Source organism: Enterococcus alishanensis, from assembly GCF_019218635.1.
GTDB classification, from domain to species: Bacteria; Bacillota; Bacilli; order Lactobacillales; family Enterococcaceae; genus Enterococcus_A; species Enterococcus_A alishanensis.
In genome coordinates, this window is sequence record NZ_JAHUZB010000001.1 from 562,930 (window position 1) to 583,118 (window position 20,189).

Annotated in this window: 26 protein-coding genes; 18 read left to right on the forward strand and 8 right to left on the reverse strand. The window is 34.2% G+C overall.

All coding sequences use genetic code 11. From position 1 onward, the window contains the following. Positions 1–15 precede the first annotated feature (15 nt). Together KUA55_RS02750 and KUA55_RS02755 are read right to left on the reverse strand one after the other, a co-directional pair. On the reverse strand, positions 16–1,755 hold the full coding sequence (locus KUA55_RS02750; RefSeq protein ID WP_218324638.1) for a sensor histidine kinase: 1,740 nt from the start codon (positions 1,753–1,755) through the stop codon (positions 16–18). After that, positions 1,752–2,453: a response regulator transcription factor gene (locus KUA55_RS02755; protein WP_218324639.1), complete on the reverse strand. Its 702-nt coding sequence runs from the start codon at positions 2,451–2,453 to the stop codon at positions 1,752–1,754. The genes KUA55_RS02750 and KUA55_RS02755 overlap by 4 nt, the downstream gene beginning before the upstream one ends. A 172-nt stretch (positions 2,454–2,625) precedes the next feature. Here KUA55_RS02755 and KUA55_RS02760 point away from each other — a divergent pair, with 172 nt between their 5' ends. The 3 genes from KUA55_RS02760 to ffh are packed head-to-tail and all read left to right on the forward strand — an operon-like array spanning position 2,626 to position 4,850. Continuing rightward, positions 2,626–3,093, forward strand: coding sequence for a 2-thiouracil desulfurase family protein (locus KUA55_RS02760; RefSeq protein ID WP_218324640.1), 468 nt, complete (start codon positions 2,626–2,628; stop codon positions 3,091–3,093). After that, the gene (locus KUA55_RS02765; protein ID WP_218324641.1) at positions 3,083–3,421 is read left to right on the forward strand and encodes a putative DNA-binding protein; all 339 of its coding nucleotides are present in this window, start codon (positions 3,083–3,085) and stop codon (positions 3,419–3,421) included. The genes KUA55_RS02760 and KUA55_RS02765 overlap by 11 nt, the downstream gene beginning before the upstream one ends. A 13-nt stretch (positions 3,422–3,434) precedes the next feature. Then, positions 3,435–4,850 carry a signal recognition particle protein gene (ffh, locus tag KUA55_RS02770; protein ID WP_218324642.1) on the forward strand — a complete coding sequence of 472 codons (1,416 nt, stop codon included), beginning with the start codon at positions 3,435–3,437 and terminating at the stop codon, positions 4,848–4,850. Positions 4,851–4,901: 51 nt separating this feature from the next. On the opposite strand, the gene KUA55_RS02775 is transcribed toward ffh, so the two are convergent. The 5 genes from KUA55_RS02775 to KUA55_RS02795 are packed head-to-tail and all read right to left on the reverse strand — an operon-like array spanning position 4,902 to position 8,540. After that, the gene (locus tag KUA55_RS02775; protein ID WP_218324643.1) at positions 4,902–5,414 is read right to left on the reverse strand and encodes a VanZ family protein; all 513 of its coding nucleotides are present in this window, start codon (positions 5,412–5,414) and stop codon (positions 4,902–4,904) included. 15 nt (positions 5,415–5,429) lie between these two features. Further along, complete coding sequence (locus tag KUA55_RS02780; RefSeq protein WP_218324644.1) at positions 5,430–6,041, reverse strand: VanZ family protein; 612 nt, start codon at positions 6,039–6,041, stop codon at positions 5,430–5,432. An 18-nt stretch (positions 6,042–6,059) separates the two neighbouring features. After that, complete coding sequence (locus KUA55_RS02785) at positions 6,060–7,262, reverse strand: ABC-2 family transporter permease (RefSeq protein WP_218324645.1); 1,203 nt, start codon at positions 7,260–7,262, stop codon at positions 6,060–6,062. Beyond that, positions 7,255–8,157: an ATP-binding cassette domain-containing protein gene (locus KUA55_RS02790; RefSeq protein WP_218324646.1), complete on the reverse strand. Its 903-nt coding sequence runs from the start codon at positions 8,155–8,157 to the stop codon at positions 7,255–7,257. The genes KUA55_RS02785 and KUA55_RS02790 overlap by 8 nt, the downstream gene beginning before the upstream one ends. Further along, entirely contained in the window at positions 8,154–8,540 is a 387-nt protein-coding gene (locus tag KUA55_RS02795) for a GntR family transcriptional regulator (protein ID WP_218324647.1), read from the reverse strand. Before KUA55_RS02795 ends, KUA55_RS02790 begins: the two co-directional genes overlap by 4 nt. 109 nt (positions 8,541–8,649) lie before the next feature. Between KUA55_RS02795 and KUA55_RS02800 the strand changes: the two genes are divergently transcribed. Both KUA55_RS02800 and KUA55_RS02805 read left to right on the forward strand, forming a co-directional pair. Further along, positions 8,650–9,228, forward strand: a complete 579-nt coding sequence (locus KUA55_RS02800) for a DNA-3-methyladenine glycosylase I (protein ID WP_218324648.1) — start codon at positions 8,650–8,652, stop codon at positions 9,226–9,228. Next, on the forward strand, positions 9,229–9,750 hold the full coding sequence (locus KUA55_RS02805; protein WP_218324649.1) for a dihydrofolate reductase family protein: 522 nt from the start codon (positions 9,229–9,231) through the stop codon (positions 9,748–9,750). It abuts the gene before it with no gap. A gap of 38 nt (positions 9,751–9,788) precedes the next feature. Here KUA55_RS02805 and KUA55_RS02810 read toward each other — a convergent pair whose 3' ends face one another. Further along, a complete protein-coding gene (locus tag KUA55_RS02810; RefSeq protein ID WP_218324650.1) occupies positions 9,789–10,352 on the reverse strand; it encodes an NADPH-dependent FMN reductase in 564 nt (187 codons plus the stop codon). A gap of 194 nt (positions 10,353–10,546) precedes the next feature. Between KUA55_RS02810 and rpsP the strand changes: the two genes are divergently transcribed. From rpsP to KUA55_RS02875, 13 genes are all read left to right on the forward strand, one after another. Further along, on the forward strand, positions 10,547–10,822 hold the full coding sequence (gene rpsP / locus KUA55_RS02815) for a 30S ribosomal protein S16 (RefSeq protein ID WP_218324651.1): 276 nt from the start codon (positions 10,547–10,549) through the stop codon (positions 10,820–10,822). A gap of 11 nt (positions 10,823–10,833) precedes the next feature. Continuing rightward, positions 10,834–11,079 (forward strand): KH domain-containing protein, encoded by a 246-nt coding sequence (locus KUA55_RS02820; RefSeq protein WP_218324652.1) that lies wholly within the window; start codon positions 10,834–10,836, stop codon positions 11,077–11,079. Between the two features lie 99 nt (positions 11,080–11,178). Next, positions 11,179–11,973, forward strand: coding sequence for a hypothetical protein (locus KUA55_RS02825; RefSeq protein WP_218324653.1), 795 nt, complete (start codon positions 11,179–11,181; stop codon positions 11,971–11,973). An 18-nt stretch (positions 11,974–11,991) separates the two neighbouring features. Continuing rightward, positions 11,992–12,519 carry a ribosome maturation factor RimM gene (rimM, locus tag KUA55_RS02830; RefSeq protein WP_218324654.1) on the forward strand — a complete coding sequence of 176 codons (528 nt, stop codon included), beginning with the start codon at positions 11,992–11,994 and terminating at the stop codon, positions 12,517–12,519. After that, positions 12,509–13,246 (forward strand): tRNA (guanosine(37)-N1)-methyltransferase TrmD, encoded by a 738-nt coding sequence (gene trmD / locus KUA55_RS02835; protein WP_218324820.1) that lies wholly within the window; start codon positions 12,509–12,511, stop codon positions 13,244–13,246. The genes rimM and trmD overlap by 11 nt, the downstream gene beginning before the upstream one ends. Before the next feature lie 134 nt (positions 13,247–13,380). After that, positions 13,381–13,728, forward strand: a complete 348-nt coding sequence (gene rplS, locus KUA55_RS02840; RefSeq protein ID WP_218324655.1) for a 50S ribosomal protein L19 — start codon at positions 13,381–13,383, stop codon at positions 13,726–13,728. A 344-nt stretch (positions 13,729–14,072) separates the two neighbouring features. Further along, the gene (locus KUA55_RS02845) at positions 14,073–14,717 is read left to right on the forward strand and encodes a hypothetical protein (RefSeq protein ID WP_218324656.1); all 645 of its coding nucleotides are present in this window, start codon (positions 14,073–14,075) and stop codon (positions 14,715–14,717) included. Between the two features lie 109 nt (positions 14,718–14,826). Next, a complete protein-coding gene (locus KUA55_RS02850) occupies positions 14,827–15,810 on the forward strand; it encodes an ABC-three component system protein (protein WP_218324657.1) in 984 nt (327 codons plus the stop codon). Then, positions 15,797–16,030 (forward strand): ABC-three component system middle component 6, encoded by a 234-nt coding sequence (locus KUA55_RS02855; protein WP_218324658.1) that lies wholly within the window; start codon positions 15,797–15,799, stop codon positions 16,028–16,030. Before KUA55_RS02850 ends, KUA55_RS02855 begins: the two co-directional genes overlap by 14 nt. Beyond that, on the forward strand, positions 16,021–17,739 hold the full coding sequence (locus KUA55_RS02860; protein WP_218324659.1) for a DUF2326 domain-containing protein: 1,719 nt from the start codon (positions 16,021–16,023) through the stop codon (positions 17,737–17,739). The genes KUA55_RS02855 and KUA55_RS02860 overlap by 10 nt, the downstream gene beginning before the upstream one ends. 91 nt (positions 17,740–17,830) lie before the next feature. Next, entirely contained in the window at positions 17,831–18,181 is a 351-nt protein-coding gene (locus KUA55_RS02865; protein ID WP_218324660.1) for a hypothetical protein, read from the forward strand. Between the two features lie 2 nt (positions 18,182–18,183). Next, complete coding sequence (locus KUA55_RS02870; RefSeq protein ID WP_218324661.1) at positions 18,184–18,594, forward strand: DUF961 family protein; 411 nt, start codon at positions 18,184–18,186, stop codon at positions 18,592–18,594. Between the two features lie 59 nt (positions 18,595–18,653). Then, on the forward strand, positions 18,654–20,174 hold the full coding sequence (locus KUA55_RS02875) for an FtsK/SpoIIIE domain-containing protein (RefSeq protein WP_246601351.1): 1,521 nt from the start codon (positions 18,654–18,656) through the stop codon (positions 20,172–20,174). Positions 20,175–20,189 lie beyond the last annotated feature (15 nt).

Genomic DNA, 20,189 nt, shown 5'->3' on the forward strand with positions numbered 1-20,189 from the left:
TCTAACAGTCCTTTTTTAATGTTTTGGTAGAGTTACAATAAAAGTTGAGCCTAGTTGAGGATGGCTGTCAATGTTGACGGTGCCGCCAAGGATTTCACTATATTCTTTTACGATAGCTAACCCTAAACCAGTACCGCCAGAATGGCGACTACGGTCTTTATCGACTCGATAAAATCTTTCAAAAATACGTTCTTGATCCGCTTGACTGATACCGACGCCTTGATCTTGAATTTTCAAAATTAAAGGGTCATTGGCATTATCATAACTTATGATAATTTGACTATCTTGTGAAGAATATTGAATCGCATTTTCCAGTAAATTTTTGACAATTGGCTGGAAGAAAGTTAATTGTGTTTGGAAAAGTGCTGGGCCTTTTTTATCGATGGATACTGAAATATTTTTTTGTTTTAATAGATGATTATACAAATCGACTTGCTGTTGTAAAAATAAATCTAAATCAATCGTTTGCCACTGATCAGATAAATGGGTGCTGTCTTTAGAAAGTTCGATGATATCAGTAATTAAATGTTGCAAACGTTTGGCATCTTTTTCGATAATTTCCAGAAATTGAGTGGTTAGTTCAGGATCCTCTTTTGCGCCATCTAATAGGGTTTCTGTAAAACCAATTAGTGAAGTCACTGGCGTTTTCAATTCATGGGAGACATTACCCACAAAATCCCGTTGAATTTTTTCTAAATTACGGACATGGGTTAGGTCATAAACAGTAGCCATAATCTGATCACCATTGACTAAATTTTCTAAATAACGCATACGCACTTCTAAGCTAAGTTGCGAGGGTTCTTGTAAAGTAATTTCTTCATAAATCTGTTTTTTTTCGACAAGTGTTTGCTGAATTAATTGAATCATTTTATTGTCTTTAAAAACATCCCAATAGAAATGATTTTCCGCACCAGCAACTTGTAACATCTCTTCCATCGTTGGATTCATCATAACGATTTTTCCTTCAGTATCAATCATGAAAACCCCAATCATTAACTCATGAAACAAGGTAGTAAATTGTTCCTCAGTTGAAGTATAGGCAGCATATGTCTGATTAATTTGTTCCCCTAATTCATTGATGGTCAGATATAATTCCTGCCACTGAGAAGAGTTTTGCATGACATAATTGCTTTTATCAGGTTGCTCGACCATTCGCTTTAATACGGGTAGGACCGCTTGGATAGGTCGATTACGTTGATAGATTAAATAAAAAATAATGCTATAGATGACTAAATAAAAAAGTAAAAAGACAAAGAAAATGGAGCGACGGAAATTTTGCGTTTGCTCTTCGAAAACAGCTGTTGGTTTCGCAATTCGAATAATCCCCACCATTTGATTTTGTTGATTTATCGGCTGAGCAGTATAGAGCAAATTTTCTTTTAAAGTAACACTATAGCGGACAGCAGAGCCGACACTATTACCATCAATGGCAGACTTTATTTCAGGCCGATTACTCCGACTGTCGTGTAGACTGTGATCAAAAGTATCATAGATAATTTTTGCATCAGCATCCAATAAAGTAATTCTTTCTTCTGTTTCTTGTGAAAATTGATCAATGGTTTGCTGATTTTTTTCATCAGTTAAATTATTTAAATCCAGTTGAGTAGATAAAACGCGACCATTTTCTTCTAGCGTTTGTTCCTGTTGGCTAATTAATTGATTGGTATAAAATCGATTTGCTAAACGCCAGCTGCCAAAAAATAATAGCCCAATGATGAGTAATAAAACAACATAGTCTAGTTGTCTGCGTTTCATTGTTCCGGTACCTGAAATTTATATCCAAAGCCACGAACAGTTTGTAGATATTGCGGATGTTTTGGATCGGCTTCGATTTTTTCCCGTAAATGTGAGACGTGTACATCAACAATTCGACTTTGACCAGAAAAATCATACTGCCAGATGCGATCTAACAAAGTATCTCGGTCAATGACTCGATTTTTACGCTTCATAAAATATACCAACAGCTCAAATTCTTTAGGAGTTAATTCAATTTTTTCGCCACGAACGGTGACTTGATAATTGCTTAAATCAGCTTGAATTTCACCGGCAGTTAAATATTCGTGAGTAGTATCTTCTTTTTCCCGTCTAGGCTCGATCCGACGGAAAATAGCTTTCATCCGGGCCAAAACTTCTCTTGGAGAAAAAGGTTTGGTTAAGTAATCATCTGCACCAATCTCTAACCCTAAAATTCGATCAATTGCCTCATCTTTAGCTGTCAGCATTAGTATTGGCGTGTCAATTTTTTCTTGTCGTAATTTCTTTGCAATTTCTAAACCATCCATTGAAGGCAGCATGACATCTAAAATGATAAAGTCATAGTTTTCTGCTAAAGCTAGTTCATAACCAATCAAACCATCTTCTGCTGAAGTAACCTGATAACCCTCTTTTTCAAGGTTAAAGGTTAATAGTGTAACAATTGACGGTTCATCGTCAACAACCAGTATATGTTTCATTAGGTTCTCCTTTTAAATATATAAATTATTGTTCGCTTATTAATTTTAAATCTGAAAAATGAAAAATCAATGTTGTTTTCTTTTCATTCCTTGTAGGACTATTTACTACTATGAATAAATGGTATAATGAATAGGCAGTTTTGTCACCTTTTTTATCGGATTGGAGGAGCTTATGTTAGGAATTAGTTCGTGCTTGGCGGGAATTGCTTGTCGTTATGATGGTAACCATAATGAAATCAAGCAAATTAAAGATTATTTAGCTGACCATGAAGCAGTTTTAATCTGTCCAGAAGTTTTAGGAGAGATGTCAACACCACGAACACCAGCAGAAATTGTTGGCGGAGATGGCTTTGATGTCTGGCAAGAAGAAGCTAGAGTAATCGATAAAAACGGTCAAGATGTGACAGAATCTTTCAAGCAAGGTGCAATTCGTGCCTATGAAAGGCTAGAAAAGCAACAAATAACTGAATTAATTTTAAAAGAACGCAGTCCGTCTTGTGGCAGTAAAAAAATTTATGATGGCACTTTTTCAGGGACAAAAATAAACGGTGTAGGTGTTGCAACAGCTTATTTCATCAATCATGGAATTAAAATATATTCAGAAGAAAGTCAGTTAGAGGGTGTCTTAAATGGAAATTGAGAAAACGAACCGTATGAATGCACTGTTTGAATTCTATGCAACATTACTGACAGAAAAGCAGATGAATTATATGGAACTGTATTATGCCGATGATTTTTCTTTAGGAGAAATTGCTGAAGAATATGGCGTGAGTCGACAAGCAGTTTATGATAATATCAAAAGGACAGAAAAAATCTTAGAAGAATATGAACGCAAGCTATCTTTGTTTTCTGACTATATGGTACGACAAGATGTGTTAGAACGTCTTGAAACGTATGTCAGCGAACATTATCCAAAAGATGAGCATTTAGCTAGTGATATCAAGGAATTACAAGATTTAGATGAATAGAAGGAGAAAATAAATGGCATTTGAAAGTTTAACCGAACGTCTGCAACAGGCGATGAGTAAATTAAGAAGAAAAGGTAAAATTACTGAATCAGATATTACCGAAATGATGCGAGAAATCCGTTTGGCTTTATTAGAAGCCGATGTTAACTTGCAAGTTGTGAAACGCTTTACAAAAGATGTACGGGAACGGGCTTTAGGCCAAGAAGTTTTAGACAGCTTATCTCCAGCACAACAAATCGTCAAAATTGTTGATGAAGAATTGACTAAAACTTTAGGCTCTGAAACTGTCGGTCTAGAAAAATCACCTAAGATTCCAACGGTAATTATGATGGCTGGTTTGCAAGGGGCTGGTAAGACAACCTTTGCTGGAAAATTGGCAAATTATCTAATAAAAAATGAAAATGCCCGACCATTAATGATTGCTGGAGACGTTTATCGTCCCGCGGCGATTGATCAATTAAAAGTTTTAGGACAACAGTTAGATGTACCCGTTTTTGATATGGGAACAGATGTTAGTCCAGTTGAAATCGTGCGTCAAGGGATGGAATTAGCCCGCGAAAAGAAAAATGACTATGTTTTGATCGATACCGCTGGTCGTTTACATATTGATGAAACGCTGATGGATGAGTTAAAACAAATCAAAGAATTGGCTAATCCAAACGAAATTTTATTAGTTGTCGATGCGATGACTGGACAAGATGCAGTCAATGTAGCAGAAAGCTTTAATGAACAATTAGGTATCACTGGGGTTGTTATTACTAAATTAGATGGGGATACTCGTGGTGGTGCAGCACTATCAATTCGGTCAGTGACTGGTGCGCCAATTAAATTTATTGGTTCTGGTGAAAAACTAACTGATTTAGAAGTATTCCATCCAGATCGTATGTCTTCTCGGATTTTAGGGATGGGGGACATGCTGACTTTAATTGAAAAAGCGCAGCAAGATTATGATGAACAAAAGGCTGAAGAACTTGCGCGTAAGATGAAGGAAAATAGCTTTGATTTTAATGACTTTATCGAACAATTAGATCAAGTAATGGGCATGGGACCAATTGAAGATTTAATCAAAATGATTCCAGGAATGAATCAAATGCCTGGAATCGAAAATATTCAAGTTGATCCAAAAGATGTGGAACGAAAAAAAGCAATGGTCTATTCAATGACGAAAGCCGAAAGGGAAGATCCTGATTTATTAAATCCAAGTCGCCGTCGTCGAATTGCAGCAGGTTCAGGAAATTCTGTGGTTGAAGTTAATCGAATGATTAAACAATTTAAAGAATCTCGTAAAATGATGCAACAAATGTCTAAGGGCTCGATGCCAGCAGGAATGGACCAAATGTTTGGCTCAGGAATCAAAGGTAAAATGGGTAAGATGGCCATGAACCGGATGGTGAAGAAAAATAAGAAGAAGAAAAAGAAACGTAAATAGATTGAAGTGAAAAAATGGAGCATCTTATCTGGATGCCCCATTTTTTTTTTTTTATAAGTTGTAAATAATAATAAAGGCAACGAAAGCCAAACAAAGTACGAAAATTACACTACCAAGCATAACTAAAAACTTGTCTAATTTTATCTCAGGAAATGAACGTAATAATAAACGATAAATCAGCAAACCCATTATCCCCCCTAAAGCATTCATCAATAAATCGGTCACATCAGATGCCCCAATACCTAAAATAAACTGTAGAATTTCAATGGTTAAACTAAAAGCGATCATCAGCATTGTTTTTTCTAAAAATGAGGTTCGTTTACTGGAAACAGACAGTAAACCACCAAAAGGAAGGAAGATTAAAAAATTATAGAAAATTTCTAAAAAACCAATTTTCCCATTAATAATTGTTGAGCCTTGGAAAGGGATCAAGTTAAGACTGCGTTGCGTATTGAACGATTGAATAATTCCAGGTAAAGAAAGAGCGAGTTTAAAAAGTAAAATCCAGACGAGAACAATTAAGTAGACTGTCAGTAGTATTTTGCCATTTCTTTTTGTATTCATTAAAAATGCCCTCCTCTATAAAAAACGCAAGAAAAAGCGCCAATTGTATAAAAAGAACGTTCCTATCAAACTAAGAAAAATATAACTAGCAGCTTCATGTTTGTTAAATGCCATAATTTCTTTACTCTCTTGGTTTATTAAGCATTGCCCTCCTCTCCACATAAGAAAACCTAAAAAAGCACCTAAGGTATTCATCATCAAATCATTAATATCAGTCACCCGACGATTAAATAGTTGCAATAATTCAATCATTAATGAAAATCCAAAGGCCAAGGAAGTTGAAGTGAACCACTGACGATACTTTTTCCAGATCAGTGGCAACAAAAAACCTAAGGGCATAAACATGAAAGCATTCAATATATTTGTCATCAAACTACTAGCCTGAAAAGGGACTAAACTAATTTCGTCAATTCTGATAATTTCTGGATAGCTTAAAATATCCCAAAGTGTTCCAACACCAGTGATATTGATGACTAAATAAAGATAAAAAATAAAAATATAACGCCAAACTAATCGAGATAAGGGAATTGGATCAATATTTTTTCGTAAATAGATCCATTGATAAATAAGGCATGGAAGAAAAATACAAAAAATCTGATATAAGGTAAAAAGAATCTCTAAAAACATGGAGTATCCCTCCCAAAATCATTCTGAGTGAATTATCTGTTTTCTTCTTGAAGCATATTTTTCTTTGATGGTTGAAAAGAAAACCACCACATAACAAGTCAAACCAACTAAGATTAAAATCAATAAACTAATTCCGATTGGACGCCAAACTGAATAGATTTCACCAATTGAGCGGCTGATATAATATGAATACCAAGGACTAAAAAAAGTATTTCCTAAAATGAATGTACAAAAGCTAGTCATGAAAATCCATATGGGCCAGCGAGATTCTTGATTGAGTAGATAGTTACCATCATTTTCTAGGCTGATTGTCTGATATTTTTTATATCCCCAAGTTAAGAAGCCTAAACTGAGCAATATAAAGAGCAGACTCATCGATAAATAACCACCTGTTTTTCCAACTGTGGTGATAAATAAGTTACTAGGTATCGAAGGTGTGTTATTTTGACTAATCGAAATGGTTTCAAAAATAGCAGAGATGGCATTAGGGAAAGAATAGGTGAAAAGCCAAAAAACCAACCAAGTCAAGGGCCCAAAAGCTAGATTACCTACCATTGAGCCAATAAAAGTACTGACAAAAAATATTGTCGAAATTAAGAAAAAATAATTGATAACTGAAACAAAAAGTTGACCTAATGTGGCATTCATATAAGGTGCTGGAATCATATTATGGATCAATACAGCATAAAGAAATTGTCCCGCTAGAACTGCTAATAATATCGGTCCACCAATATAGATAAGTTTTTTTATAAATAATTCTTTTCTGGTCACTGGCAGAGAGAAAAGAAAATGATTGAAACCTGTTTTTGTGTCCAAGAAAAAAAGTAAAAAACCAGCTAAAGGTACTAGGAATAATAAAATTGAAGAATAATTTGTTGTATTAGTAATATAGGTTTCATGTGATTCATAGTCTGTTGCAGCGGGAATTTTCAATAGATTATACATGTTCGTTGCTGGCTGATAGACATACAAATTAGAATCAATATATTCTTGGAAATTCTGGTAATTTCGATTATTTTGAGATTTGTCATCCCAGTAGGAGTATTCTGTTTGAAAATCTTCAAAATTTTGTTTAGCTTGTGAGTCCTCTGTGTAATGGGTGTAGGATTGATGCCAAGAGTCACTCTGAAATTTCGCATTGACTAAACAAATTCCGATAATCAGCAGGCAAAAGGCGATCAGTGGTTTTTTATACCGTTCAAAATAAATCGATTTAACCATTTGAGATACTCCTATCTAAAATTTTTTTCTGGGGCGCATTTAAATTTGCTTCAAATAAATCCTCTAAAGATAATGGTAATTCTTCAAAAACTAAAGGATCATAAGCTTTTATTTGATCAGCTAATTCTGGAGTGTAATGTTCAAAAACAACAGTAATCACCCGACCTTGAAAATTAATCAGTTTAGAATTTTCTTTGACAATTACCGGGATTTTCTTGGTTTTAAATACCAGCTGGATTTTTTTAGCTGTTTCTCGCATATTTTCCAGACAGTATTCTTTATTAATCTTGTTGTCTTTTAAAAGTAATGCTCGATCAATTAATCCTTCTAATTCACTTAAGTTGTGGGAAGCAATCAAAGCAGTCCGGTTTTTTTCACTTAAATGCTCTAGTAATAATCCAATGACCTGCTTACGAACAATAACGTCTAAACCATCGAAAGGTTCATCTAGTAATAAATAAGTTGCGTTGGAACAAATCGCCAGAATCATTTGAAACAAACCTTGCATGCCTTTCGATAATTGACGGTAATTTAGTTGAAGTGATAAGTCATATTGGTGAGTCAATTGCAAAAATAAATCTTGATCAAAGTTTTGATAGTTTAAACGATAAAAAGCATTAATCTTTTTAAGGGAATAAGTATTTAAAAAATTTTCCTTTTCGTCAATAAAAAAAATTTGCTCTTTGATTGTCGGCTCTTGGTAAATGGATTGTTGATTAATTTGAATATCCCCTGAGTCAGGTAAATAGTAGCCAGCTAATAAACGAAAGAGACTGGTTTTTCCTGAACCATTTCGACCAATCAGACCAACAATTTCATTTTGAGTTAATGTAAAATGAATATCTTCTAGCACAATTTGCTGATTAATTGTTTTATATAATCCGTGTATCATCATCGATTAGGTCCTCCTAGTTTGTCTTCTTCTTGTTGTATCCAACCAATTAATTCTTCTGAAGTAACTTGTAAATGTTTTGCCTCTACGACTAAATCGCCAATCTGCTCTTTTAATTGTTGGATCTTTTGTTCATTTCGAGGAAGTTTACTGTTTTCCCGGACAAAAGTTCCTTTACCTTTGACGGTGATTAAAACTTGTTCAGCCTCAAGAACTTTATAGGCTTTACTCACTGTATTGGGATTCATTAATAATTGTTTGGCCATTTCACGAACAGAAGGAATGCGATCTCCAGGCTGCAAAATATTTTGAAGAATATCTTCTTTAATACCCAAGACAAGTTGTTCATAATAGGCTTTATGGCTATTTTTATTTATTTTAACCATCTGGAATCTCCTTCTATTATTTTATGTGTACTAGTATACATAGTACACTTGAATGACGCAATCTTTTTTTTGAAATTTCTGGTACACTAAAGAAAATGAGGTGGAAAAAATGCACAGATGTATTTGGGCTAACAGCAGTAAAAGTGAAGAAAAATATCATGATGAAGAATGGGGCGTGCCGGTTTATGATAGTCAAAAATTATTTCGCAAATTAATTCTGGATATGAACCAAGCTGGATTAAGCTGGTCAACAATATTGAATAAATCAGATAATTTTGATGCCGCTTATGATAATTTTAACATTGAAAAGATTGCTCATTATGATGAGGCTAAAATTACAGAATTAATGCAAGATGCAGGCATCATCCGCAATCGCAGAAAAATAGAAGCAGCGATTAATAATGCGCAAAAAGTCTTGGAGATGGAAGCTAGTGGATTAAGTTTTTCAGATTATATTTGGGAATTTACGCAAGGAAAGGTGATTGATGGCAAGCGAAAAAATGTCAATGAGGTTCCCGTATCCAACGAATTATCAGATGAGATTACGAAGGATTTGAAGAAAAAAGGCTTTAAATTTGTTGGCTCAACTACCATTTATGCTTTCTTACAAGCCGTCGGCATAATAAATGATCACGAAATCGCTTGTTTTCGATACCGTGAGGTAAAAGAATTAGAGAGGAATTTCTAAATGGCAAGAGTTGTCTTTTATGGTGCTATCAGTTTAGATGGCTATTTGGCTGATCAGGATCATTCATTAGAGTGGTTAACTACAAATCCAGGAGATAATTCTGATGATTATGAGAGATTTTACCAAAGCTTGGATTATACTATGATGGGTCGAAAGACTTATCAAGGAGCACAGGCAGAGATGGGTAAAGTCAATTTCTATCCTGACACTGAAAATTTTGTTTTTAGTCATCAGCGTCTAGATTTAATAGATGGGTTTGAATTGATTTCAGGGGATCCGGTTAGATTTGTTCAAAATCTACCAGCAGATAAAACCATTTGGGTTGTAGGTGGCGCCGGTCTAGTTAAAGAATTATTGGCAGCCGAACTAATTGATGAATGGTGGATTCAGATTGTTCCAATTCTATTAGGCTCAGGAATTCCCTTATTTTTAACGCAAGAACGAAAACAGCAATTTACTTTAGTAGAAACCCGTCAATTTGGACAATTTGCGGAGTTACATTTAAAGAAAAAAAGCGAGTAACATTCGGTATTGAATGTTACTCGCTTTATTTTTTTATATTAAGCTTCAAACGCAGCTAAGTTGTTGAAGAATGTTACATATTTTTCGATGATTACTTTGAAGAAATCAACTGTACCTTGATCAATATTTCCATTTTCATCAATTAAGTTTGCAATGCCGCCAATGTAAGCTTCTGGTTGTTGTAATGTTGGTACATCCAAGAAGACTAAGCTTTGACGTAAGTGATGGTTTGCACCAAAACCAGCAATCGCACCTGGTGATACAGAAACAACTAAACCTGGTTTGCCGCCCCAAATACTTTCGCCATAAGGACGAGAACCAACATCTAAAGCATTTTTCAAAGCAGCAGGGACTGAACGATTGTATTCAGGGGTGAAGAAGAATACACCATCAACTTTTTTCATTTCATTACGGAAACGAGTCCATGCAGCAGGAACATTTCCTTCAGCATCTAAATCTTCGTTGTAAAGGGGAAGGTCACCGATCTCGATAAATTCTGCTTCAAAACCTTCTGGTAATAATTCCGCGAATTTTTTGGCAACGATTTTGTTGAAAGAGTCTTTTCTTAAACTACCTACGATAAAACCAATTTTTTTTGTCATGAATAATTTCCTCCTAAATTTCGATTACAAATTTATCTTACAAAAAATAAGTAATTTAATCAAACAATAAGCTCACCATTATAAATAGATGATAACTAAAGTATTTTCACGCTGTAAAGAAAAAACTCTTTACAGGAGTTTGAAAGCATGTTAGACTACATCTTGTGATTAATTATATGGAGGTGTAGTAATACATGGCAGTAAAAATTCGCTTGAAACGTATGGGTTCTAAAAAGAAACCTTTTTACCGTATCGTCGTAGCTGATTCTCGTTCTCCTCGTGATGGACGTTTTATCGAAACTGTAGGTACATATAACCCATTAAAAAAACCTGCAGAAGTCGTTTTAAAAGAAGAAGATATTTTAAACTGGTTACAAAAAGGTGCGCAACCTTCTGATACAGTTCGTAATATCCTTTCTACAGAAGGAATCATGCAAAAACATCACGAAGCTAAATTTACAAAGAAATAAGGTGAAGTCAGATGCAAGATTTAACAAAATTAGTCTTAGCAATTGTTCATCCACTGGTTACTAAGCCAGACGAAGTAAAATTAGAAATTGACGAATCCAAAGACTTTTTCGAATACAACTTAACGGTTGCACCGGAAGATATCGGACGGATTATTGGCAAACAAGGTCGGGTAGCGAAAGCTATTCGTACATTAGTTTATAGTGTTCGAACAACTGGCCCCAAAAAAGTTCGTCTAAATATCGTTGATGGTAAATAAATGAATGAACCTGACGCCGAAGTCTTTTGATTTTAGCGTCAGGTTTTTTATTTGGTTTAGGACGTATTTACGGTAAAATAAATACAGGAGGAGATTTCAATGAAAAAATATTTTTTATTGGCAAGTACGTTACTTTTATTTGCAGCTTGTCAAAACAACGATGAGAATAGTCAAAATAGTTCTACTAAAGAAAAAACTGTTGAAACTAGTCAGACAAATGCGGATAGCCAACAAACTTCTGAAACAATCTCCAACGACAATCAAGTAAATAAAAGTCAAAACCAAACTAGTGATAATATAGCCATGACTGAATTACAAGCTCATTATCCAAGAGAAAGATTTCCAATGATCACTTCAGTTGATCCAACTGAAGAAATCGCCATCGCAGTTGGTGAAGAGGAAAATACGCTAACGGTTTCCTATTATTTAGTAGATAAACAAATTCCGTTAAATGATCCATTATTATCAAATGCAACACCTATAGGACAATTTCAACGAATTCTCCATAATACTACAGAAGAAGCAAAAAATGATGTCGCACCCAATACTGATGCAGGTGGTCAAGCAATTGACTTAGGTCATAATATTATCGGCCATCAACAAAGTGGTGCAGGTTCGACTTATTTAAATTGGCAAGAAGGCAATTGGTCGATGGCGATCCAGGCAAACAATTTAGAGGGAGAAGATCCTCAACCTTTAGCTAAAGAAATTGTCGAATACTTAGAGAAAGCTTTTTTACCAGCGCCGAAAGATGTTGGATCTGGTAGTTTTATGATAAATAGTAGTGACTATCATTCAAATGTAGTTGCTTGGCAAGAAGGAACCACTGTTTATAAAATCAGTAATGAAAATACTATGAATAGCTTAAAAATGGCTGTCTCCATGAATCAATAATAGAAAGTAGGGAAAATTTTGATAAATTATTACACTGTCGGTAAAATCGTCAATACTCATGGCGTTCAAGGTGAAGTTCGAGTAATTTCACAGACTGACTTTCCAGATGAACGGTATCAAGTTGGAGAAACCCTTTATCTTTTTAGAGAAGACGATAAAAAACCAACGAAATTAACGGTGACGAACCATCGAAAACATAAAAACTTTGATTTGTTGAGTTTTGAAGGGATTTACAATATTAATTTAGCAGAAGCGTTACGAGATGGTGTCTTAAAAATTTCTGAAAATCAATTAACTGATTTAGAGGAAAATGAATTTTATTACCATGAAATTATTGGTTTAAAAGTTTTTGATGAACAAAATCAAGAATTGGGAGAAATTACTGAAATACTGTCTCCTGGAGCAAATGATGTCTGGGTAGTCAAACGCAAGGGAAAAAAAGATGCTTTAATTCCTTATATTGAATCAGTCGTAAAAAAAATAGATCTAGAAAATGAACGGGTAGATGTAGAAATTCCTGAAGGGTTGTTAGATGATGCGGATTGATGTGCTAACCTTGTTTCCTCGGATGTTTGAAGGGCCAATGGGAGAATCAATTATTGGAAAAGCCGTGGAAAAAGAATTATTAGAAATTAAACTGCATAATTTTCGGGAGTATTCTGATAATAAACACCAGCAAGTCGATGACTATCCTTACGGTGGCGGAGCTGGTATGCTCTTAAAAGTTCAACCAATCTATAATAATTTAAAAGCAATTGAAGAAGAAACTCCCAATAAAAATCGACGAGTGATCTTGTTAGATCCTGCCGGCAAACAATTTGACCAAAAAATGGCAGAAGAATTTTCGCAAGAAGAGCAATTAATTTTTATTTGCGGTCATTATGAAGGCTATGATGAACGAATTCGCAGTTTAGTTACTGATGAAGTGTCATTGGGAGATTATGTTTTAACTGGTGGCGAACTAGGAGCGATGGTGATGATTGATGCGACGGTTCGTTTATTACCTGAAGTATTAGGCAATAAAAATTCTGCTCAAACAGATTCTCATTCTACTGGGTTGTTGGAGCACCCACAATTTACGCGTCCAGCTGATTTTCAAGGAATGAAAGTTCCTGAAGTATTAACCAACGGAAATCATAAGCTAATTGAAGCATGGCAGTTAAAAGAATCTTTGCGACGGACTTATTTACGTCGACCAGATATGCTAGAGAATTTTGACTTAACACCTGAAATGGAAAAAATGCTGGAAGAAATTAAAATTGAAGAAAAATGATTCTGACAAGAAAATTCTCTTTACAGTGCTCTTTTATTTGTGTTAAGATACTCGAGTGAGTGTAAGCTCATCTATTACGATATTCCGCTGAGGTTTTTCCTTAAGAATGTTTGGAAATAAGGAGAATGATAAAGATGAATCCATTGATTCAAGAATTAACTCAAGAACAATTACGTACTGATATCCCTGCATTTCGCCCTGGTGACACTGTCCGTGTTCACGCAAAAGTTGTGGAAGGTACCCGTGAACGTATTCAGTTATTTGAAGGCGTAGTTATTAAACGTCGTGGCGCTGGCATCAGCGAAACTTATACTGTACGTAAAATGTCTAACGGTGTTGGTGTTGAACGGACATTCCCAGTTCACACTCCACGTGTTGCGCAAATCGAAGTTGTTCGTTATGGTAAAGTTCGTCGTGCGAAACTTTATTACTTGCGTGCTCTTCACGGAAAAGCAGCTCGTATCAAAGAAATCAGAAGATAAGAAAGCAAAAATCTGTCTATCAAATTTCGAATGTGAAAAGTCCTTGTATATCAAGGGCTTTTTCTATTTCTCTGAATTCCTAAAAATCGTAAAAATCGATGTTTTTGTCTGTAATTGTCCTAGATTGCCCCATTTTGACGACTAATGTAGTCAGAAGAGGGCAAAATTTACATTTTTGACTGACGACAAAAGTCATACGAAAAAACCAATACGAGCCTCCGAATTTAGCAAGTGTTGAGGCTGGCTTGCTCAGATGAGAGGTTAGTACCGTTACGTACTTTGCGGTTGCTAAAAAGGATGATAGAACTATATTCTCTATAATATAGTTGAGGGGATAGTTGTTTATGAAATCAGATGATAAGCGAGTAATATGGAAGAAAAAAAGCGATTTGCAGTTAATGCAGATTATTTTAGAATTTATCGAAAAACATCAAGTTCATTCCGTTAGGGAGTATCAACAAAAGTTAAAGGAGTATCCTAAAGAGGTTCCAAGTGTGTGGTTTATCAAAGAACGCTTTGGATCTTGGGATAAACTGCTAATTCAGCTTGGAGAAACTAGGTTTGAGAGGTACTGTTGGTCAAAAATGACTGATGAAGAAATAAAGTTAGTTGCTTCAGAATTCATTAAAAATGAATCAATCCTGTCTCAAAGAGAATATGAAAAAAGAACTGTCGGTAATAAAAGTGTTCCTTCGTTAGATACCTTAAAAAAGAGATTTGATGATCTTAAACCTTTGTTTAAAAATCGAAAAGAGGATACAATTTCAGATTTTCAACTTCTTTTTGAGTTGAGAAAAGAAATTGTTCGTCTCGAAATGGAAACCTCTCTTTCAATGACTGAGTTTAGAAAGAAATCTAATTCAGAAAAATTGCCATCTGTAGACACAATTATGAGAAGAACAGGTAAATCATGGGAAGACTTAATGGAAGAAATCGGTTTTGATTATCGAACTATAAAAGTAAAGAAACTGACTATAAATTTAATGTGACTAAAAGTTTTTTAATCACAAATTTTTAGTTCAATATTTTTAAATTTGCTACATCATTCAAGATGAGTGATGTTATAATTACTTTAACTTAAAGGAGAGTAGGACAGTTATGAACCGAAAGTTTTACTATGATTATATATCTGAAAAAATTGATTTATTATCGTTGAGAATAAAGCGAAATGGGAAATTAAACTTGTTAGACTTGAACGTCCATTCAGAAGTATTTTTTTGTGGGTTTTTAAATGGGCTTTTCGGTTACTCTCTTTCAACCGCAAATGATCTTACCGCAAATGCTGAAGCAATTGATTTAGTAGATGATGAAAATCATATTGTGATTCAAGTTACATCCACTAGAACCAAAAATAAGATTAATGCTACTTTGGAGAAGCAAACGACTAAAGAGTACGCAGAAAAGCAATACAATCTAAAATTTTTATTTATGGTTGGGGAAGTCAAAAATTTGAAGAAACAAGAGTTTGAGAATATTCATAAGATTGATTTTACTCCAGATTTAGATCTTTTAGATACGGTTTTCTTATTAAGAACAATCTATTCTTCTAAAATTGATGTTTTAGTTTATTTACATGATTTTGTTCGAAAAGAACTCGGCGAATCTCCGAGCGTGATAAAAATTACTTCGAATCTGGCATCAGTATTAAATATTCTTGCTGAAAAAGATTTGAGCAGACCAGACACATCTTTTCAATTGAATGAGTATAATATAGATAATAAAATCGCATTTAACGATTTAGGAGCAATCAAGGACTCTACTATCAATGACAAAAAGAAATATTATGGAACATTGGATAGAATTTATAAAGAATTCGATCGACAAGGAACAAATAAAACACTATCAGTGTTTAGCAAATTATCTTCATTTTATGAGGAAGAATTGTTAAATGAAGAAAGTTCAAACGTAGAAAAATTCTTTAGCATTATTTCCAGTACAACTGATTATATAAAAAATAGTGCGAATTATGTTGCTATTCCAGATGATGAATTAGAATTGTGCGCTCGCATAATTGTTGTGGATGCATTTATCAGATGCAAGATATTTAAGAATCCGGAGGACTATACACATGTTATTACCTAAAGATATTTTACCTGAAAATAGTATATATTTTTATGGAGCTTTAGTTCTTAAATACTTGAATGCTAATGAGCTTGAGAAAACTGATATCATCACTTTATACCATAGAATAAAGAAGGAAAGTGACATTTCAATGATTTCATTTTCTTTAGCTTTGGACTGGCTATATTTGATTAATACAGTTGAGATTGACTCAGAAGGAGTGGTGAATCTATGTACTTAAAAAAATTAGTAATTTCATCACGTTCAGGAACTATTAGAGATATTTCCTTCCATTTAGGTGTGAACCTAATAGTTGATCAAACAGTCACTATTGGCGATACTTCAACAGGCAATAATGTTGGAAAGACAACAGTATTAAAATTAATTGACTTTTGTTTGGGAGCAAAAGAGTCGATTATATACCAAGACTCTGAGACTAAGAAAACTTTTGAAGATGTAAAAGATTTTTTAATAAATGAAGAGATTATCATATCGTTAGTCTTATCAGAAGATTTGTTGGATGAATCCGCTAAAACAATACGAATAAGACGCAACTTTTTAAAAAGAAATAAGAAGATCATGGAAGTCAATGGAGTTAATCTTATTGCCAACCAAGGAAAAGAGTTTGAAGAGGAATTGGACTCATTATTGATTGGTGACAGAGAAAATAAAAAGCCTTCTATGAGACAGATACTGGCCCATAACATTCGATATTCTGACATTAGAATAAACAACACTTTGAAAATGATCAATAATTATACATCACTACCTGAGTATGAAGCCCTATTCTTATTTATGTTTGGTATCGAAATTCCTGATCGGGCCCCTTATTTAAAAAAGCTAAAGCTCGAGAATGATTTCAAAAGGAGAATTACTAAAAGTCAAGGTAAAAATGAATTGGAACTCCAATTATCATTAACTAATGAAAAATTACGAAAGTTAGATAGTCAGAAATCAACACTAAATATAAATGAGCACTACGAAGAAGATTTACAAAAGCTAAATATTATCAAATATCAAATAAGCAGAGTTAGTTCTGAAATAAGTGAGCTAGACCTTAGAAAAGAATTAATACTAGAAACTGAAAAAGAATTAAAATCAGATGTTTCAACTATTGATATAGAAGCTTTGAGGGAAGTATATACTCAAGCTAATAGTTTAGTTGAAAATGTTCAAAAGACTTTTGAAGATCTAGTCAACTATCACAATAACATGATTGTCGAAAAAATCAGATTCATTATTCAGGATATTCCTGCAATAAATGATGAGTTGAAACAAGTTCGGATGAGACTGAATGACTTATTAACCACTGAAAGAGAACTAACCAAAAAAATTGCAAATAGTGATACATTTCAAGATTTGGAATTAATTATCAATGAAATGAACTCTACTTATCAAAAAAAGGGAGAATTAGAAAAATCTATTTCTCAAATTGTTGAAGTAGAACAGAGTATTAAGAATTTGACTGATGATATTGAAAATATTGATAAAAATATTTTTTCGGAAGAGTTCAGTCAAAGAATTTATGATCAAGTAAATAAGTTCAATGTATTTTTCTCACAAGTTTCCAATACGTTGTATAATGAAGATTATGGTATAACTTTTGATAAAAGATACGATAAAAAAACTCAAAGATATATTTATGTTTTTAATTCATTTAATGATAACAATAGTTCTGGGAAAAAGCAGGGAGAAATCATTTGTTTTGATTTAGCATATATTCTTTTTGCTCGAGAAGAGAATATTCCAAAACTTGATTTCATATTGAATGATAAAAAAGAATTGATGCATGGCAACCAATTACTAAAAATAGCGGAGTATGCAGCTGAAAATAAAATTCAGCTACTATTTTCTATTTTAGAGGATAAATTACCGCAGGCATTAAATAATGATGATAATATTGTTTTACGGCTTTCACAAGAGGAAAAGTTGTTTAAAATCGAAAATTAAATAGATATAAGTCAAAAGAGTCGCACAAAAAAAGTGTGGCTCTCTTTTTATACAAATTTTTTTGTAATCCAATTGGAGAGAAGGAAGAAAATTGAAATTAACTAAAATCAAAGTAAAAAAAGAATGGGTTGGAAGAGTCTTCATTCTAGGTACACAATTTAAAGAGGCACCAAAAGAAGTGAATGGTCTTTTAGGTAGTTACGTAAAATTTTATGGTGATTCTGAAAAACATGGTGCTCTACCAATCGTCATTGATAAAAGTGATGCTGCATTACCAGAAGGTGAAGTGGAGGTTGAATTTGAAGAAGCTTACCTTGTTCCAGATAAGGTTCGGATCACAAGTCGAGAAACAAATGATGATGGCCGCATGATCAATTCCGTAAATGGCTACTTGGACTTTTCTCTATATTTATCCGGCATGACAGTTAAGGAAGGTGTGTAATTATGGTTTTAAAATTTAAAGACAATAACAACATTACAGATGCAATGGACGTTTCAAGTTTAGGTTCTATTCGTTTCAGTTCGTTAGAAGATCCAGTTCTAGGATTCGATGAAGAAACGCGACAAAGCACTGGTGAGATCACCAAAAAGAGAGCTGAGCTAGTTTTTGGTGACAAGAAGAAAATTTCTAGTCGTGTAACCTTCCCACCAACTGCTGAGATTGAAATGTTCAAATGGCGTGATCCTGTTGAGTTAGTCAATCCAGAATTCCATCTAACTTATATTGCTGCTCAAGATGGAAACCGAGAATATTTTGAGTTAGATATTTATGCTGAAGGATTGAAAAAGGTAACTCCTCAAAAGGCTGCTATGAATACTGCTCAAGCTGCTGAAAATGAAAAGAACAAGAAATAGGGGAGGGAAAACTACTCTCTCTGATCGACAAAAATGACGACTGCTGCTGATAATTATTAATGGATAAGGAAGGTGAAGCTTTGAGAGGTCTATTCTACTACAGAGGAAAGAGAATCCAACTCTATCATCAATATCTGAACGTTTGGTATGTATTTCTTTTTTCGATTCCATCCTTAATGATTATTAGCTGGTTATTCTTTCTGAATCATGCAAAAATAAATTCTCAAATCGAAGGTAATCAGCAATACCTAAAGCAATTAGTAATACTTGGGATGTTAGCAATAGTTCTCCTGTTCGTAAACATATTCTTTTCCTTTTTCATTATCAAGCGATCCAAAGAAAATGGTGGATACTTCAGCCGACTACAACGTTGTCAATGGCTGCTGAAGTATCTGATTAAAAATAACCTGGTAGAAACAAAAAAGGAAAAAACGGAGAATGGAACAAAAGAAATTATCCAATTACCAAAGCTGTATTATCGGAAAAAAGATTCCTTAGATTGTTTCACCTTTGAACTTGGTGGAAAGAACCATAAGGAATTTTTGATGATGGGATCAGTATTGGAAGAAATGTTTCTCGGTGATCTGGTTGAAGTTGATCGAAAACCTATGTTGGTCACTTATAAATTGTTACTGGATACTATTAGCCGCCGATTATCTATCCGAGAAGTAAAAGCAAAGAATGGATCAATCGAAATTATGGCTGGTGTCTTTTGGGACTATGACAAAATGCCAAACATGCTCATCAGCGGCGGAATCGGTGGTGGTAAAACTTATTTCATTTATATGTTGATCAAAGTGTTTATGGAAGTAGGAACGGTGAAGATTGCTGATCCAAAAAAATCAGACTTAGGCGTTCTAGCTGATTTGCCTGCATTCAAAGGACATGTTGTGATGGAGAAAGAAGAAATTTTCCGACTCCTTGAAGATAGCTTCGAAATGATGATCAAGCGCTATAAATATATGCGTGAACATGAAAACTATACAATGGGAAAAAATTATGCCTTCTATGAAATGCCACCTTATGTTGTGATCGTGGATGAATGGGCGGCTTTTTTTAGTACTTTGGATTATAAAGAAACGGAACGAGTGTTAAAAGTGTTGATGCCGCTTATCCTTCAAGGTCGTCAATCAGGTGTGTATATGATCATTGCCTTACAGCGACCAGATGCTCAAAGTTTACCCAACGGTATTCGAGATAATTTACTCGCAAAAGTTTCGTTGGGTCGCTTGTCTGAACTGGGCTACAAAATGACCTATGGAGACGACAACAAGAATAAAAGCTTTGTCAATAAGTCGGGCGTTGGTAGAGGTTATTTAGATATTGGAAAAGGGATTCCACAAGAATTGTACAGCCCATTTGTTCCAGAAGACTTTGACTTTTTAGAGGAATTTTCTAAATTTGATCAGATGATCGAACTTGATTTTGAATCCATACGGATCACTGGAAGGGATCGGGAAATGATGGATGACATGCATAGCGCTGAAGATGAAATGAAAATTAGAAAAATGGTTTCGGAAGAATACCAACGGAAGCGGCAAGAAAAGTTAGACAAAGCGAGTGATATTAAGATCGAATAAAAGTGAGGTGACAAA

Bases quoted from the DNA above. Each gene is read 5' to 3' on its own strand.
- KUA55_RS02795 (WP_218324647.1), bottom strand. From the start codon at position 8,540: ATGGTTAAAATAAATAAAAATAGCCATAAAGCCTATTATGAACAACTT.
- KUA55_RS02785 (WP_218324645.1), bottom strand. From the start codon at position 7,262: ATGGTTAAATCGATTTATTTTGAACGGTATAAAAAACCACTGATCGCC.
- KUA55_RS02805 (WP_218324649.1), top strand. From the start codon at position 9,229: ATGGCAAGAGTTGTCTTTTATGGTGCTATCAGTTTAGATGGCTATTTG.
- KUA55_RS02790 (WP_218324646.1), bottom strand. From the start codon at position 8,157: ATGATGATACACGGATTATATAAAACAATTAATCAGCAAATTGTGCTA.
- KUA55_RS02755 (WP_218324639.1), bottom strand. From the start codon at position 2,453: ATGAAACATATACTGGTTGTTGACGATGAACCGTCAATTGTTACACTA.
- KUA55_RS02875 (WP_246601351.1), top strand. From the start codon at position 18,654: ATGGATAAGGAAGGTGAAGCTTTGAGAGGTCTATTCTACTACAGAGGA.
- KUA55_RS02825 (WP_218324653.1), top strand. From the start codon at position 11,179: ATGAAAAAATATTTTTTATTGGCAAGTACGTTACTTTTATTTGCAGCT.
- KUA55_RS02845 (WP_218324656.1), top strand. From the start codon at position 14,073: ATGAAATCAGATGATAAGCGAGTAATATGGAAGAAAAAAAGCGATTTG.
- KUA55_RS02760 (WP_218324640.1), top strand. From the start codon at position 2,626: ATGTTAGGAATTAGTTCGTGCTTGGCGGGAATTGCTTGTCGTTATGAT.
- rplS (WP_218324655.1), top strand. From the start codon at position 13,381: ATGAATCCATTGATTCAAGAATTAACTCAAGAACAATTACGTACTGAT.
- KUA55_RS02850 (WP_218324657.1), top strand. From the start codon at position 14,827: ATGAACCGAAAGTTTTACTATGATTATATATCTGAAAAAATTGATTTA.
- KUA55_RS02775 (WP_218324643.1), bottom strand. From the start codon at position 5,414: ATGAATACAAAAAGAAATGGCAAAATACTACTGACAGTCTACTTAATT.
- KUA55_RS02810 (WP_218324650.1), bottom strand. From the start codon at position 10,352: ATGACAAAAAAAATTGGTTTTATCGTAGGTAGTTTAAGAAAAGACTCT.
- KUA55_RS02870 (WP_218324661.1), top strand. From the start codon at position 18,184: ATGGTTTTAAAATTTAAAGACAATAACAACATTACAGATGCAATGGAC.
- trmD (WP_218324820.1), top strand. From the start codon at position 12,509: ATGCGGATTGATGTGCTAACCTTGTTTCCTCGGATGTTTGAAGGGCCA.
- KUA55_RS02820 (WP_218324652.1), top strand. From the start codon at position 10,834: ATGCAAGATTTAACAAAATTAGTCTTAGCAATTGTTCATCCACTGGTT.
- KUA55_RS02780 (WP_218324644.1), bottom strand. From the start codon at position 6,041: ATGTTTTTAGAGATTCTTTTTACCTTATATCAGATTTTTTGTATTTTT.
- KUA55_RS02750 (WP_218324638.1), bottom strand. From the start codon at position 1,755: ATGAAACGCAGACAACTAGACTATGTTGTTTTATTACTCATCATTGGG.
- KUA55_RS02765 (WP_218324641.1), top strand. From the start codon at position 3,083: ATGGAAATTGAGAAAACGAACCGTATGAATGCACTGTTTGAATTCTAT.
- KUA55_RS02855 (WP_218324658.1), top strand. From the start codon at position 15,797: ATGTTATTACCTAAAGATATTTTACCTGAAAATAGTATATATTTTTAT.
- KUA55_RS02860 (WP_218324659.1), top strand. From the start codon at position 16,021: ATGTACTTAAAAAAATTAGTAATTTCATCACGTTCAGGAACTATTAGA.
- rpsP (WP_218324651.1), top strand. From the start codon at position 10,547: ATGGCAGTAAAAATTCGCTTGAAACGTATGGGTTCTAAAAAGAAACCT.
- ffh (WP_218324642.1), top strand. From the start codon at position 3,435: ATGGCATTTGAAAGTTTAACCGAACGTCTGCAACAGGCGATGAGTAAA.
- KUA55_RS02800 (WP_218324648.1), top strand. From the start codon at position 8,650: ATGCACAGATGTATTTGGGCTAACAGCAGTAAAAGTGAAGAAAAATAT.